The 15,209-nt window shown below is 61.5% G+C and carries 7 protein-coding genes; 5 read left to right on the forward strand and 2 right to left on the reverse strand.

What is annotated here, in order from left to right; genetic code table 11:
- Nucleotides 1-3: 3 nt before the first annotated feature.
- The 4 genes from J3U87_RS29310 (at nucleotide 4) to J3U87_RS29325 (ending at nucleotide 9,592) form a co-directional block, all read left to right on the forward strand.
- Entirely contained in the window at nucleotides 4-4,359 is a 4,356-nt protein-coding gene (locus tag J3U87_RS29310; protein WP_237379344.1) for an OTU domain-containing protein, read from the forward strand.
- Nucleotides 4,360-4,608: 249 nt separating this feature from the next.
- The gene (locus tag J3U87_RS29315) at nucleotides 4,609-6,144 is read left to right on the forward strand and encodes a virginiamycin B lyase family protein (protein ID WP_237379345.1); all 1,536 of its coding nucleotides are present in this window, start codon (nucleotides 4,609-4,611) and stop codon (nucleotides 6,142-6,144) included.
- Nucleotides 6,145-7,622: 1,478 nt separating this feature from the next.
- Nucleotides 7,623-8,789, forward strand: coding sequence for a sensor histidine kinase (locus J3U87_RS29320; RefSeq protein WP_237379346.1), 1,167 nt, complete (start codon nucleotides 7,623-7,625; stop codon nucleotides 8,787-8,789).
- The gene (locus J3U87_RS29325; RefSeq protein WP_237379347.1) at nucleotides 8,786-9,592 is read left to right on the forward strand and encodes a LytR/AlgR family response regulator transcription factor; all 807 of its coding nucleotides are present in this window, start codon (nucleotides 8,786-8,788) and stop codon (nucleotides 9,590-9,592) included. Before J3U87_RS29320 ends, J3U87_RS29325 begins: the two co-directional genes overlap by 4 nt.
- Before the next feature lie 133 nt (nucleotides 9,593-9,725).
- Here the strand turns inward: J3U87_RS29325 and J3U87_RS29330 are convergent, their stop codons facing one another.
- A complete protein-coding gene (locus J3U87_RS29330; protein WP_237379348.1) occupies nucleotides 9,726-11,333 on the reverse strand; it encodes a glycoside hydrolase family 43 protein in 1,608 nt (535 codons plus the stop codon).
- Between the two features lie 435 nt (nucleotides 11,334-11,768).
- Between J3U87_RS29330 and J3U87_RS29335 the strand changes: the two genes are divergently transcribed.
- Nucleotides 11,769-12,548 (forward strand): aldose epimerase family protein, encoded by a 780-nt coding sequence (locus tag J3U87_RS29335; protein ID WP_237379349.1) that lies wholly within the window; start codon nucleotides 11,769-11,771, stop codon nucleotides 12,546-12,548.
- Between the two features lie 1,243 nt (nucleotides 12,549-13,791).
- On the opposite strand, the gene xylA is transcribed toward J3U87_RS29335, so the two are convergent.
- Entirely contained in the window at nucleotides 13,792-15,132 is a 1,341-nt protein-coding gene (gene xylA / locus J3U87_RS29340; protein WP_237379350.1) for a xylose isomerase, read from the reverse strand.
- Nucleotides 15,133-15,209: the final 77 nt, after the last annotated feature.

Below are 15,209 nucleotides of genomic sequence, written 5' to 3' on the forward strand. Positions count from 1 at the left end.
AAAATGTCATACAGACCGGTTCAATCGGGCGGCGACCATCGGCGATTTCAAAGCACGCCCTTGGTGCCGACCCATCAGCTTCCTTCCTTTACGCAACGGCAATCGAGCATCCATGGCAGGCACATCAGCGGTATCAGCCCAGGTGTCCCCGCACAGATCGGCGGGCTGACGACACCGATCGGGCACCAACCCCACAGAGGCGCTTCCACCCGCAAGCGAAGCCTCGTGTCGACCATCTCACCGGGGGTGACGACGCCAGTCACGAACCTCGCCAAGAGGCCGAGAACCACTCGGACGCCGACCGACGCCCACATGCCGGACTTCGAAGGCATTCGACGTACCCGTCTCACCGATCAACTCAAGACCCGAAAAGGCGACGGTAACTTCTCCCGCGAGTTGGGCCACCTCTACGGTACCTTTCTCCGTCGCCGCGATTGGCAGGATGCAGCGACCCAAAGCATGCACCGACGCGTCACCCAGTTCCAGGCGGAATTCAAACAGCACAAACGCGACGCCATTCAAAACCTGCTCGGCCAACAGAAAAAAACCCAACCCAAAAAGCACGGACCCGGGTATTGGGCCGACAAGAGCAAGCGCATCCAGGCGGACAGGGCCAAGGACAAGGGTTATTATGCGGCCGCCTCGGGAAGCCCGCTGGCCAAAAACCCGACCTACTACGGAATGAACATGCAGGGTAAGTCCTGGATGGTCGCCATGACGGAACTGCGCGTCATTCGCAAGCATTTGGGCCACCGCCACAACCAGCTTGGGCGGTACCAACACCATGTGACCGAGCTTCGCTTTCCCGGAGGGACCCGCATCCTCGCGGTCAACGAAAAAGGCGGCGGTGGCGGCACCACCCGCATGAAATGGCCCTTGCCCGGCCTGTCCAAGGTAAAGGGCAACACCGCCATGCTCGATCTCTCCTATCCCAACATCCAGACCATCGTCCGCCGGAGCCTTCTGGCCAAAACGGCCGGTTCAGCGGGTTATTCCGACGCCCAATTGGCCCAGCTCATGTTGCGCGTGCTGGGCGGCGATGAAACCGCCATCGCGGAAATGGCCAAAGTCCCCATTCGACTGGGAACCTTGCCGGTGACCTATGAAAAGGACCTGGTCATGACAAGGGATGGCGTTGCCTTCGGTTCGGATTGGCATCGGAAACCCGCTTACAAACCGGGCGGAGAGAAAAAGTACTACACCGATCTGGACCAGGCCGTTGGGGGGGTCACCGCCCGCGACGCAGTCCTGAACATCATGTCGATCCTGTTTCTGGCCGAGCCACGCCACGCACTCGGCACCTGGCTGTCCACCGAACAAGCGCTTCACATGATCGCCAACGGTTCCCTGACGTTCGCCGACATGCTGGGAGATCTCGGCGGGAACATCGCCCACGGCGGGCTGTTTCCGGGGCAGAATTACTTGCGTGACCCCGTGAAGAAGGGAGCGCTGACTGCCCAGCAGAAACGACTGGCGATGCCGTTGGTCGACCACTACGGCCACGTCCCGGATGCTCAAAAAAACCCGACCCACCCCATGTCTCAAGCGGTCATGAAGAGCCTTTTCCTGGAAATGCTGGCCAGCGAAACCGGAGTCCAGGTCAACCATGGCAAACAATTCCTGCAAAACCGCGAAGCCCGGCACTTGGAACGCGTTTTCGACAGCCTGCATTTGAAGGCCCGCCCAATCGCCCTGAAACCGCCAAATTCCGACGTTCAGCCGCCCACGATGTCCCCGGAAAAAATGTGCATCGATCGTATGAACCAAGCCAAACAACGGTACACGGATGCAAGAGACGACGACGGGCGAGCCCAGGCCCTGGCCGAGATGAAACAGGCCCTGAACCTGGCACTCCAAACATTTTTTCCCGCCCAGACCAAAACACTCGACGCCTTCTTCGCGAGCGGCGACCACCACGGCGAATGGCAACGCACCCAGGCCAAGCTGCTCGCCACGAATTCGCTGGAGGCCCGTCTCGAGGTCTTCGAAGAGGTTCAAGACCTGATCCACGACGAGTTGGGGGATCTGGCCGAGGATCTCGGCCAGTCACCCGCCTTCTACAATCGGTTTCAACTGCTGCCCGAGGCGCGCCAGGAGGAAGTGAGCCGGCTCCTGCTCCAAGATACCGGTCTCCAAAAGTCGGGCTCTTTCAGGCCAGGAACGCCGCTGAAATTGACCGGGAACCCGTCCCAGGACCTGAAACGCCTGTTGGTGCAAATCCAAAAGGACAGGAGCGCCAACGATTTCCAGGTACACCTGGAGCAGTTCTTCACCGAAATCGAAAAGCTGCCCAAGGGCGACGAGCGCCATGCCTTGCTGCTGGAATCGCAAAAGGTGCTGCGCGGCCTGAACAGCAAAACCTGGCGGGATCTGGATCAACTCGGCAGCCTGGGTCACCTGTTCGGCAGACGAAGAATACCCCTGATCGATCGCGATTTCGCCCTCCAGGGCCTGGACCTGCGCCAGTGGCACACCCACGGCGACAATCGATGCGCGTACAACGGGTTCGCCATGGGTTTGATGGCCCTGGTCCATCAGAACCGAATCGACCCCGCGACGGTGGCGGGTGTCTTGGGGGTAAGTCCCGAACACATGCAGGAGCTGAGGCAGCTCGCGGCCACGGTTTTCACCGACGACGGCGATGTGGGCAACGCACTGTTGTTGCAGGGCGTACTTCAGGATCGGCTACGCACCATCGCCCTGCGGGGATTGCAGCACAACATGACCGTCGCCAACCAGATATGGGAGAACGTCGAACAGGAAATCCGCCACCGGGTGTTCACCCTGTGCAACGTGCCGGACTACCACGTCTCGACGGACCTGTTCCGCGATCAACCCGAAATCCAGAGATATATGGATCAGGTCGCCCAGGGTCTCGTCCTCGGTTTTCGTCTGGCTACGGATCAACCGAACGGGCAGACTCGGCTACGGGTTCTCGGCGCAAACAACAGACGCAGGGAGCGCGAGGCGGTCGCCGCCTACATCCAGAAATTCGAAACCGCTTACCAAGGCTCCAAAATCAAGCCGTCACCACACTTGACAGCCCTGGTCCGATTGGAGGCGAATCTGGATCAGGCCGACCACGACGCCTTGCGGGAAGCGCTGCAAGCCCACATGGACACGCGTTTTGCCATAATTGGCAGCCAGGATCGAAGGCACCGAATCCTGAACATGTACACCGCGGCGATGTTCCACAATCGCGACGCCTGGGGAGGACCTCTGGAGCTCCAATCCCTGGGCCGAGCCTTTGGGGTCCAAGTAGCGCTGTTGACCCCGTTCGGCGTCAACGACGGCGGCCCCGGCTTCGGTTCGGCCGTTTTCAGTTGGAACACCCATCCCGTCGTGAACACCACCAGCTTGAGCGAGAACGAATGTGCCATCTTGCGCCGGCTGGAATTGATTCACGGCGAACCGCTCCCGGCACGCAACCCGCGGATGAGATTCAAACCCCATACGCGCGCCCAGGTGATCGCCAAGCTGCAGGACCACGCCACCGGCCAGAACAGCCTGGCCCAGCGGTTTCTGCACCTCTACGACGCCCACTACCGCCAGCCGCCGGTCATCGCCATGAACAACCCCAATGCGGTTCACTGGAGTGCGGTCTCGTTGAGGGACGGCACTTTCGACGTAGCTCATCGCATCTTCCATCCTCCACCCAGGCAAATCCTCCCTCAACTGGGCTTGGCCCAACCCAAGCCCAAACCGAAGCCGTCGGAACCCAAGCCCAAGACCAGTTTCGAGCAGGCCTTCGAAACCGTTACCAAACTCGCCCTGGAAAACGATATTCGCGACCCGGTGGCACTCGCGGCGCTGTTCGACAACTTGGGCTGGAAAGCGGATACGCGGGTCGAAGACCGGCACAAGGTGGCGCGGTACTGCCAATACATCGTCAACGATTTCGTGAAAGGCATCGCGCTCGACGACCAAATCCGAAATAGCGGCAATTTCAATCTCGTTTCGGAGACCATCGGAAGGCAGGTCGTGCAAAAAGGAATCATCGACAAGACCAAGATCGTGAATGCGTTCAAACGAGCGGGATTCTCGCCCCAAAGTCCAACCCATGCATCCCGGCTGCAGGAAAGAACACGAGAGCTCGTCACGGCCGGCCTTCCCAAATACCTGAACCGCAAATTCGGCATCGATCTGAACCAGCTTCTGGAACAAGACCGGCGGGATTACGTGAAGGTCTACAACTTCCTCAAGGGGCAGGCGATCGCCGCAAGGGACAGAGGGCTGCAAATGCCACCAGATCAGTTGTTGCTCGCCTTTCACTACTACCATCCCGAAAATCCCGAGCGACGGGACCCCAGCCTCGATATGAACCGAATCTTCCAAAAGTTCGTGCGCCAATCGGGCTGAACCCGAACATTGCGCCTCACACTTGCCCAAGCTCGATGTCTCGGCGGGGTGGATCGCCATCCCGAGCGTTCGCGAGGATGCCCACTCCAATCGCGCGGTAAGGCGCCATCCCACCTCACGGCCGGGTCGTCCCCGCACATCCTGGCTTCGTCCCAAACGGGGCGCGCACACCACCCCCACCCTCCATGCTTGGACCACGTCGGCCGGCGCTCCTCCGGCCCGTTCATCAAGTCTATGTGAGGTGTGTGCGTGAGAATTCCGTGTCTGCTTTTGCTGCTGCAAACCTGCACCCTGTTCGCCTATCAAACCGACCTGGCCTTTCCCTGGGCCACCCACAACGAAGACTTTCCGTCTCAAATCACGATCAACAATCCCCACAATCTCGGCGCGCGGGTCACGCTCACCCTGACCCGTGCGGGCGAAACCACCGAAACCCACCGTGTCGAATTGATCCTCAACCCGTTCGACCAACAGGCCTTCACCATCGACACCCTGTTCCCCGACCTGGCCTCGGGCACCGGTTTCAACGTGCGTCTCGCCAGCTCGGCCGACGACCTGCGCGCCAGCGTGACCGTTTGGGCCACCAGCACCGCAACGAGAGCCTCGCCCGCCCAGACCAATGCCCAGCCCATGAACCAGGCCGCGCCGATCCTCCTGTTCAACAACCTGCCCCGCAATGAAACCGGCTTCGCGGCGCCCGTGGTCATGAACACCGGCGACACGCCGGCCGAGGTTCGCTTCTACGCCTACCAGTTCGGCAGTCGCGGCGAGCCCGTGACCCGAACCGTGGCGGCCGGTACGTCCCACGCCGAAACCATGGGCGACCTCTTTCCCGAAAGCGCCGGTCCCTACTACGTGGTAGCCGAAAGCGATCAGCCGCTCCTGGGCGCCAGCTTCGTCTTCAACGAATTGCGCGAACCGGCGCTGGCCCATGCGATGCCGCTCGACCAGCTTCCCGCGGTTCGCAATGGCTCGGAGGTCTCGACGCTGGCGTCCGATCAGGGCTTCGTGGACGCCATCACCGTCGATGGCGAGGGCAACCTGTACGTCTCCGACTTCTTCGGCGGTGGTGACTTCAACGACATCCGCGGCACCAGGGTGCTCAAGGTCAGCCCCGAAGGTGACGTCAGCACCTACGCCGAAGGCTTCGACGGCCCGCTGGGCCAGGCTTGGGATTCCCAGGGCAACCTCTACGTGTCCAACTGGAATGCCGGCGACGTGCGGCGCGTGACTCCCGCGGGCGAGCTGACCGTGTTCGCCACCGGCTTCAACGGGCCCTCCGGCCTGGCGATCGACGCTCAGGACAACCTCTTCGTGGCCAACTACCTCGACGGCCAGACGATTCATCGCGTCACCCCGGCCGGCGAGGTTTCGGTGTTCGTACAGGATGCCGCGCTGAACGGCCCGGTGGGCATCGTCTTCGACGAAGCGGGTACCTTGTACGTGGCCAATTACAACGACGGCAAGATCTTCAGCCTCTCGCCCGAGGGAGCCATGAGCCTGATCGCCCAAATCCGAGGACCCAACTTCTTCACCATCGGGTACTTGACCTATGCCGGCGGGCATCTCTACGCCACGGCCATCGGTGAGGGCAAGATCTACAAGGTGAGCCTGGACGGCGACGTCAGCGTCTTGGCCGGCACGGGTGGATTCGACCTGGTCGACGGTCCCGCCGCCGACGCGGTGTTCGCCAACCCCAACGGCATCACCGCCGCTGCGGACGGGTCGCGGCTGTACATGACCTCGTTCGCCGGTCGCGTGGTGCGCGTCATCACCCTTCCCTGATCGCGGACTTCCGACCTCGGCCGGGCCCTCCTCCCCACGGAGCCGCTGCGCGAGCCGAGGGCCGGATTGCCGATGTGCCGGACCATCGGCACACCGGCTACCGGGTTTCAGGTTGGAAACCAATCGAAGCGATTCGCTCGGGAGTTCCCGCATTCACGAAAGAGGCGTCGTCGCAGTAGGTTGGCCCGCTGGGCCGACACTTCGAAGCAATCCAAGCAACGGCAATCATTTGTGCCAAAGAGCGAAGCCCTAATTCCCCCTCGCTACCCCAATCGAAAGCCGTGATGTCCAAAGTTCCCACATCGTGGGAGAGGCGTCGTCGCAGTAGGTTGGCCCGCTGGGCCGACACTTCGAAGCAATCCAAGCTACGGCAATCATTTGTGCCAAAGAGCGAAGCCCTAAATCCCCCTCGCTACCCCAATCGAAAGCCGTGAAGTCCAAAGTTCCCACATCGTGGGAGAGGCGTTAGGCCTGAGGGTTGGCCCGCTGGGCCGACACTTCGAAGCAATCCAAGCTACGGCAATCATTTGTGCCAAAGAGCGAAGCCCTAAATCCCCCTCGCTACCCCAATCGAAAGCCGTGAAGTCCAAAGTTCCCACATCGTGGGAGAGGCGTTAGGCCTGCAGGTTGGCCCGCTGGGCCGACATGTCGAAGCCGCTCCTTTCGGAGAACCTGTTTTCTCTAGAGAGGCGTGGTGCCAGGTAGGTTCAGCGGCCCACTGGGCCACCATTCATGACGCAATCCCCGAATATCTGACTCTTCAGGTTATTAACTCTATCTTCGATTTTTACAGAGTTCACTTCATGAGAGCCATGAACAAGCCACCTGGGGGCCTAGCTTGATTTCGAGAACGAAACGACGTGAAGCGAGAAAGCATGGTGTTCCAGTCTTCCGAAGAGGGGCGTCGTGCGGTGCCCTACAGGCCGCGCCATACCGGCCGTACCCACAACATATTACGAAGCTCCTCTTTGCACTTATCCGAACAGCCCAATAATGTGCTTCGCTCTTTTCCCGTTCGATCTTGCGAAGCCTGGACCACTTCGAAGTGTCGGCCCAGCGGGCCAACCTACTGCAGCGCCGATCCTCAAAACATGCGGGAACTCCCCGCATGGATCACTTCGAAAAGTACATCCAGCGGGCTTACCGCCCTGCACGACGAATCTTTGGACATTCGGGCACTCCAATCGAATTTGATTCACATGAGCCACCGACAGGCGGGCGGCTCGTCCCTTTGCCACGCAGCGTGAAGGTGAACTTGGGGTATGATGCAGCGACAAACGCGTCGTCAACCACAGCCCATCGCCCCGCAGGCGGGTCCGCGTGGGCCACGCCTTTCCGTCGCGAGCACCCAGTCCCGGCAGTCGGGTCCAAAGCGATCGAATCCAACCAGGCGGCGCCGTTTTCGGTAGCCTCATCGAGGCGTCCAGGTGCCGCGTTCCCATCGGAAAACGGGCTTGGCAATCCTACGAGGTCTCAGTTTGGCATCCTATCGCGAACAACCGAGCGGCCAAGTGGCCCCGATCTCGCCCAAATGGCAGGCGATTCTCTATGCCTCCGTGCTGGTGTTCTGGACCATGGTTTGCGGCCTGGTGGCCAGTAACGGATACCTACGCCGCAATCCTCAGCTCGAGCGCACCTGGACCTGGTACTTCATCGACCAGATCGGCTTCTACATGCCGTTTCTCGTGGTCACGATCTTCATCTTCCTGCTGGCCCAGTATCAACAGCGGCACCGGGCCCCGTTGAAGCACATGATCCTCGCCAACCTGATGGCCAGCCTGGCGTGGATGGCGGTCTACGGGTTTTACGCGATCTGGTGGTTCCTCTGGCATCGTGGCCTGGCGATGGACCAGTTCTGGGACTATTTCGCCATCATGCACGGCATCAATTCGCTGTTCGACTACGCCATCTACTGGTTCATCGCCACCGCCGTCTACGCCGGGGTGCTGTACCGGGAGTCGCGGATTCGCGAGCGCGATGCCGCCGAGCTAAGCCTGCGCACCTCGCAACTGGAGGGCATGCTGACCAAGAGTCAGTTGGAAGCGCTCAAGGCCCAACTCCATCCGCATTTCCTGTTCAACACGCTCAACTCGATTTCCTCGTTCTTCCGGACCGGCGAGAACGAACAAGGCCTGGCCCTGCTGGTCAAATTCTCCGATCTCCTGCGGTCGTTGCTCACCCAGGGATCGGATCAATGGATCACGCTCAGGCAGGAGTTGGCCTTCATCGACCTCTATCTCGACATCGAAGCGGTTCGCTTCGAGGACCGGTTGGTCATCGGGCGCGACATCGACCCGGGCTCCCTGGACCTGATGGTGCCTTCGATGATCCTGCAACCCTTGGTCGAGAACGCCATCCGGCACGGCGTGTCCCAAAGCCTGGTGCGGGCCGAATTGATCCTGGAGACCCGGATCCACGAAGGGCGGCTCGACATCTCGGTACGCAACGACGGTCCCCAACTGAGCGATCCGCAAACAGTCGTCGATCCCGAGGAAGGCGGGATCGGCCTGCGCAACACCCTGATGCGCCTGGACACGATCTACGGCGGTGCGGCCCGACTGGACCTGACCAACTGGGATCGGCGGGGCGTGGTGGCCCGCTTGAGCCTGCCCGTCGAGACTTCCGCCCGAGGAGCCCCGCAATGACGAAAACCATCCGCACGATCATCGTCGACGACGAGTTGCCGGCCCGGCGCAACCTGCAGCACGTGCTCGGCAAGGAGCCCGACATCGAGTTGATCGCGAGCTGCGCCAACGGATTCGAGGCCCTGGAGGCGATCGACCGCCACGCACTCGACCTGATGTTCCTCGACGTGCAGATGCCGCAAATGACCGGTTTCGAAGTGATGCGCCGCATTCCGGACGATCGCCTGCCGGTCACGATCTTCGTGACCGCCTTCGACGCGTTCGCAATTCAGGCTTTCGAAGTGAACGCCATCGATTACCTGCTGAAACCCTTCGACGACGCGCGCTTTCAAAAAGCCGTGGCACGGGCCCGTGCCCGGATTCGCGACCAACGCGAGCGCGAGAATTTGCGGCTCATGCGCCGGCTCCTCGACCAAATCGAATCCGAACAGCCGGCACGGCCCACCCCCCAACCGAGCGAACCCCCCGAAACCCATCTGACCCGATTGATGGTCAAGGCCTCCGATCGATTCTTTTTCCTGCCGGTGGCCCACATCGATTGGCTGGCCTCGGCCGGCAATTACGTGGAAGTGCACAGCGGCGACAAGACATACCTGGTGCGCGGAACCCTGACCCATTTCGCGAACCGGCTGGACCGGCGATTCGTGCGGATCAGCCGCACCAACATCATCAACACGGAGCGGGCCCTGGGATTCGAACCACACTTTCACGGCGAGTACATGGCCCTGATGCCGGACGGCGCCAAGCTACTGATGAGCCGAAAGTTCCGCGGCAACTGGGGCGGTTTGTTCGAAAGGGCTTGAGGGCCGATAAGGCGGAGCACCACGGGCGGAAGGACGATCTTGGGATCGCGTCACCCGACGGCCCGGACGGCTTGTCCGGACGACGGAGCGAGAATGCGCCGCAACGTGCGCGGCGCATTCCCCAAGCCAAGCCTTACCTGCCGTTTCTCGGCAGCTCGCGGTATTCGAACCAATCGAAGTCGGCGTGCAGCCGCATGCCCGTCAGGTCCTGACAGCACAGGCCCACGAAGGCCCCCGTAAAGGCCGGCCGGTAGCGATTCTTCTCGTCACATACGTAGTCGTCCGAAAGGATACTGCCGTCCAGCACGGGCCCGATCGGCAACAGGGCTTCCATCGAGTACCCGTAATAGAACCGCAACGCGGCACCGTCGTAGTCGACCTTCATGAAGACCGGGCCGTTCTCGGGAAACAAAACGCCTTCAGGGACGGGCTCCGTCATCCGGTAGTTGTCGGAGGTGATCACGTTGACGATGCGCCGCCCCTGGTCATCGGCGGTCACGTACAGGTAGTGGTAGTTGTAACTGTTGTAGTAGCAGACCAGGCCGGCCATTTGCTGATAGCTCTGGGGCGAGAATTCCAACGCGCAGGAGGCCTGAATGTGGTGCTCGGTCACGCGACGGGCCACCAGGCTTTGATAGTGGTGGGAGTTCAGCGACTCGCGACCGAACAGGCGCAGGAAGCCCGGCCGTTGGCGCAGCGACAGCCAATCCTCCGCGACCGGAATGCGCAGCGATTGCCAGGTGGGGTCGAGCGACAATCGATCGAAATCGTCGCGCGCTGGACGGGGCGCGGGCGCCGGTGCGACCTCGTGCGACACCTCCACGCGTTCGCGGGGCATGCGGCCGCCACAGGACAGGCGCGGCCACCCGTCCTCGTCCCATTGGAAACGGTCGATGGCCGTCTCGCGACCGGTGATGCAGCGACCCCGTGTGGTCAAGGGCCGGCCCGTCAGAAAGGCCACGTACCAATCCCCCCCGGGCGTCTCCACGAAACTGCCGTGCCCGGTTTTCTGAAGCGGATGTTCGGGATCTTCGGCACAACTCACCATCGGGTTGTCGGGATGAACTTCGTAGGCTCCGGTGATGGTTCGTGACCGGGCGACCGTGATCGCGTGGTTGTACTCGGTGCCGCCCTCGGCCATCACCAGGTAGTAGTAACCCTGTCGTTTGTACAGGTGCGGACCCTCGGTGCAGCCCAATTCGGTATTGCCGAAGATGTGGCTCACCGGCCCCACCAGGCGCTTGGCTTCGGGATCGTACTCCTGCAGCACGATCCCACCGAAAAATTTGCCGCCGCGGTGGTCCATGATCATGTTCAGCACCCATTTGCGGCCGTCATCGTCGTGGAAGAGCGAGGGATCGAAGCCGCTGGCGTTGAGAAAGATCGGATCCGACCAGGGCCCGGTGACCGAGCGGCTGGTAACCATGAAGTTGGGCGTGTCTTTCCAGGGCCCGTCGAAGGTGCGCACATTGGTGTAGACCAGGTAGAAGGTACCGTTGTCGTAGGAAAGGCAAGGCGCCCAAACACCGCACGAATCGGGCACCCCCAGCATATCGAGCTGCGAAACCCGATCCAGAGGCCGAGCCACCAGGCTCCAGTGGGCCAAATCGCGAGAGTGATGAATTTGAATGCCGGGGAACCATTCGAAGGTGGAAGTGGCGATGTAGTAATCGTGGTCGACCCGAAGAATACTGGGATCGGGTTGGAATCCACGCAAAATCGGATTTTGAATACTATTCATGAAGCATGTCCTGTCAGTGATTCGATGTTAACACGCACCCAAGCGGCGTGGTTCAGGCCCCTTTCGATCGTCCATGGGTGGAAAGAAACGGGCCGTCACATTGATGGAAGAGCGTTGGCGGAAGCCCCCACGAGCGGGGCGGGAAAGAGAGCCAAGCGAAGGGAAACGCTTGACAACACCACAATGTTAGCGCAAACATGAATTCAGGACCACCCTCTTTCACGCGGCCGACCTCCGCGCTCCGCCGCGCCGACCAACGCGTCCAGGTTAGGTTTTGGCCGGCCCATGCGTCCTCTACGCCAGGGACCTCCGAAACCGCAATAGGCCGTGTCGCTTTCGTTCACCCGGTCCCGCACCTTGCGCGCGATTCGAATGCCCCGGTATCATCGCATTTCCCATCGCGATTTCGCTCTACCACCGATCTTGGGAGTTATCATGGAACATTTGACATCCGGAGACGCCACGCTCGCCATCGATCCTTCACACGGCGCACGTCTCACCTCACTCTCCATCGCAGGGCTGGAACTTCTGGTCCCCCCCACGGCCAACACCTTTCACTGGGGGTGTTATCCCATGGCCCCTTGGGCCGGGCGCATCCGCTACGGCCGCTTCGAATTCGACGGCCGCGACTACCAACTCCCCCTCACCATGCCACCCCACGCCATTCACGGCACCACCTACAACCGCCCCTGGCGCAGGTACAACGGGGCCGCCTCCTTCGACATCGACCTGGGTCCCGACTGGCCCTTTCCCGGCCGCGCCGTTCAGCACTTCCGCCTGGGGCCCAACCGTTTGGATCTGACCATGGAGATCCACAGCGACAGCGAGCCCTTCCCCGCATCCGCCGGTTGGCACCCTTGGTTTCAACGCCAATTGGGTCGCGGCGAACCGGCGCAACTGTCCATTCAGGCCGATTCCATGTACGCCCGTGACGAGCACCACATGGCCACCGATCGCCTGATTCCGCCGCCGCCGGGTCCTTGGGACGATTGCTTCGTGGGGGTGCGCCAGCCCGTGGAAATCCTCTGGCCGGGCGCCTTGCGACTGTGCATGGAGGCCGACGTCCAGCATTGGGTCGTCTACAACGAGCCCGAGCATGCGTTCTGTGTGGAGCCTCAATCGGCACCCCCGGACGCCCTCAACATCGAACCGCGACTGGTTACACCGGAAGCGCCGTTGACCCTGAACGCATCGCTACACTGGGAGATCCTGTGAGGCACCATCGGGCGGCCCATCCCTCGGCCGCCGAAATGGGCGGATGGCGACGGCGCCGCGAAGGCGCTTCGTAGCCCCGCTTGCGGTATCCTGGGATGCGTATTGTCTGTGGTCGAACGGATGTCTGGATAATTTCCCTTCGCGGTTCACCGATGGCCTGGATCGTCTTCCTTCGCGGTTCACCGCATGCCTGGATTGTCTTCCCTTCGCGGTTCACCGCACGCCTGGACTGTCTCCGCTCGCGGCCAATCCTGAAGGGATGGCCAAACCCATGCTCGGACCACCATTTGATTAAAACGCGGACCGCAGGTCCGCTACCAGCAGGCACCCCGGAGGGGTGACACAGTACAGCGAAGGGTTAAGGAGGCAGCGCCGACGCAACCCTGGTTCTCGGGAGTTCCCGTGCTCCAGCCCTGAAGGGGCGGGACTACGAAGCCCCTCTCCGGAGTTCACACCTACTCCGAGCCCTTTGCGGAGCCGCCCCTTCAGGGCTGGATGCGGGAACCCCTGGCAACCAGGGTTGCGTCGCTGTTCGCTCCTTAACCGGATCGCCGGACCGCCTTCGCTGTATTGTGTCGTCCCTTCAGGACGCCTGCTGGTGGCGCGCCAGAGGCGCGCGTTTTAATCAAATGGTGGTCCAAGCGTTCCGCTGGCCATCCCTCCAGGATTGGCCCGGGACACCCATCATCCGAGGCCGCCGTTGACCCGCGACATCCACCATCCAGAGCCGCCGTTCACGCCCGACAATCATCATCGCGACGTCCATCATCCGACATCATCCGGGACACCCACCATCCAAAGCCGCCGTTCACACCCGCCAACCATCGTCGGGACGCACATGGTCCAGGACAGCCATCACCCCACCGCTCACCAAGCGGGAGGTTCAATCAAAAAAAGAAAAGGGTCGAGTTCACCACGAATGGATGTGGGGAGACTGGAACTCGACCCTCTCAGAGGGAGAGCACAACCTACGGGATCCGTGACAGCGTCGAACCCCGTAGTGGGAGTCACTCGACGAATCGTTCGTTCGGAAGGCTGGTGCCGCATTACCGCTACCGCCGCACGGGCCGATCCCACCAAGCAAAGGAAATCGAATATCCGCGGGAAACGATCGTCGAAGAGATGAGAAAGGGAACCAATCGGCTCGAGCCGGCGCGAACCTTCCGAACCGAGGCACCGTCGAAAAAGCTCGGCCCGGCCCCTCCTCGTGAAAGGGGCCGAGCCGATTCGAAGTGCCAGGCAATCAGGCGAACATCAGGTCGTTCATGCGGTTTTCGAGCTGCTCTTGCTTGCCGCTCTGGCGCTCGGGCTCGCCGTAACCGGCCGCGAAGTTGCGGAGGTCGGCCAAACCCAACTGGCCGGATTCGAACCGCTGACCCAGGTCGCTTTCGAAACTTTTGTACCGATCCCCGCGCAGCCGGCCCAAAACGGGATCCTTGACCATGCGCTCGGCGATGACCAGGCCGCGTGCGAAGGCATCCATGCCACCGATGTGGGCGAGGAAGAGGTCCTCCAGATCGGTGGACTCGCGGCGGAGCTTGGCGTCGAAATTGAGCCCGCCGTTCTGGAAGCCGCCGCTGGCCAGGACGATCGCCATGGCGGCGACGCAGTCGTTCATATCCAGGGGGAATTGATCCGTATCCCAACCGTTCTGGGGATTGCCGCGGTTGGCGTCGATGGATCCCAACAGGCCGGCATCGACACACATCTGCAGCTCGTGGGCGAAGCTGTGACCGGCGAGGGTCGCGTGGTTGGCTTCGATGTTCAGTTTGAAATCGCCGTCGAGGCCGTGATGGCGCAGGAAACCGATGACGGTCTGGGCATCGAAGTCGTACTGGTGCTTCATGGGCTCCATCGGTTTGGGCTCGATCAGGAAGGTTCCCTCGAAGCCGATCGAGCGGCCGTAGTCGCGCGCCAATTCCAGGAAGCGGGCGAAGTGGTCCAATTCCTTGCGGGTGTCGGTGTTGAAGAGGCAGGAGTACCCTTCACGGCCGCCCCAGAACACGTAGTTGACGCCACCCAGTTCGACGGTCGCGTCCAGTGCGGCCTTGACCTGGGCGCCGGCCAGGGCCACGACGGCGAGATCGGGATTGGTCGCGGCGCCGTTCATGTAGCGCGGGTGGGAGAACAGGTTGGCGGTACCCCAGAGAAGCCGCATCCCGGACGCCTGCTGCCGCTCCTTGGCAAGTGCCACCATGGTCTGGAGATTCTTTTCGGACTCCGCGACGGACGCGCCTTCCGGGGCCAGGTCACGGTCGTGGAAGCAGTAGAAGGGAACGTCGAGTTTGGTGAAGAATTCGAAGGCGGCGTCGATGCGGGCACGGGCCTGGGTCATGGCGTCGCCATCCACCTGCCAGGGGAAGGCACGCGTACCGGGACCGAAGGGATCGGCACCGGAACCCCAGAAGGTGTGCCAGTAGCAAACCGCGAAGCGAAGATGCTCCTCCATCGTTTTGCCGCCGACGAGCTCCATCGGGTTGTAGGCCTTGAAGGCCAAGGGGTTGTCGGATTCGGGCCCCTCGTATTGGATGCGCCCGATCTGGGGGAAATATTCCCGGTCGCCCACGAATGGTGTTCTCTTCATGACGTTCTCCTCACTATGAATACTTGTTCCATGATTCGGTAAATCAGGTCTTGGCGAGCCATCGGCATCGATTGAAG

Source organism: Sulfidibacter corallicola (genome assembly GCF_017498545.1).
Classification (GTDB): Bacteria; Acidobacteriota; Holophagae; order Acanthopleuribacterales; family Acanthopleuribacteraceae; genus Sulfidibacter; species Sulfidibacter corallicola.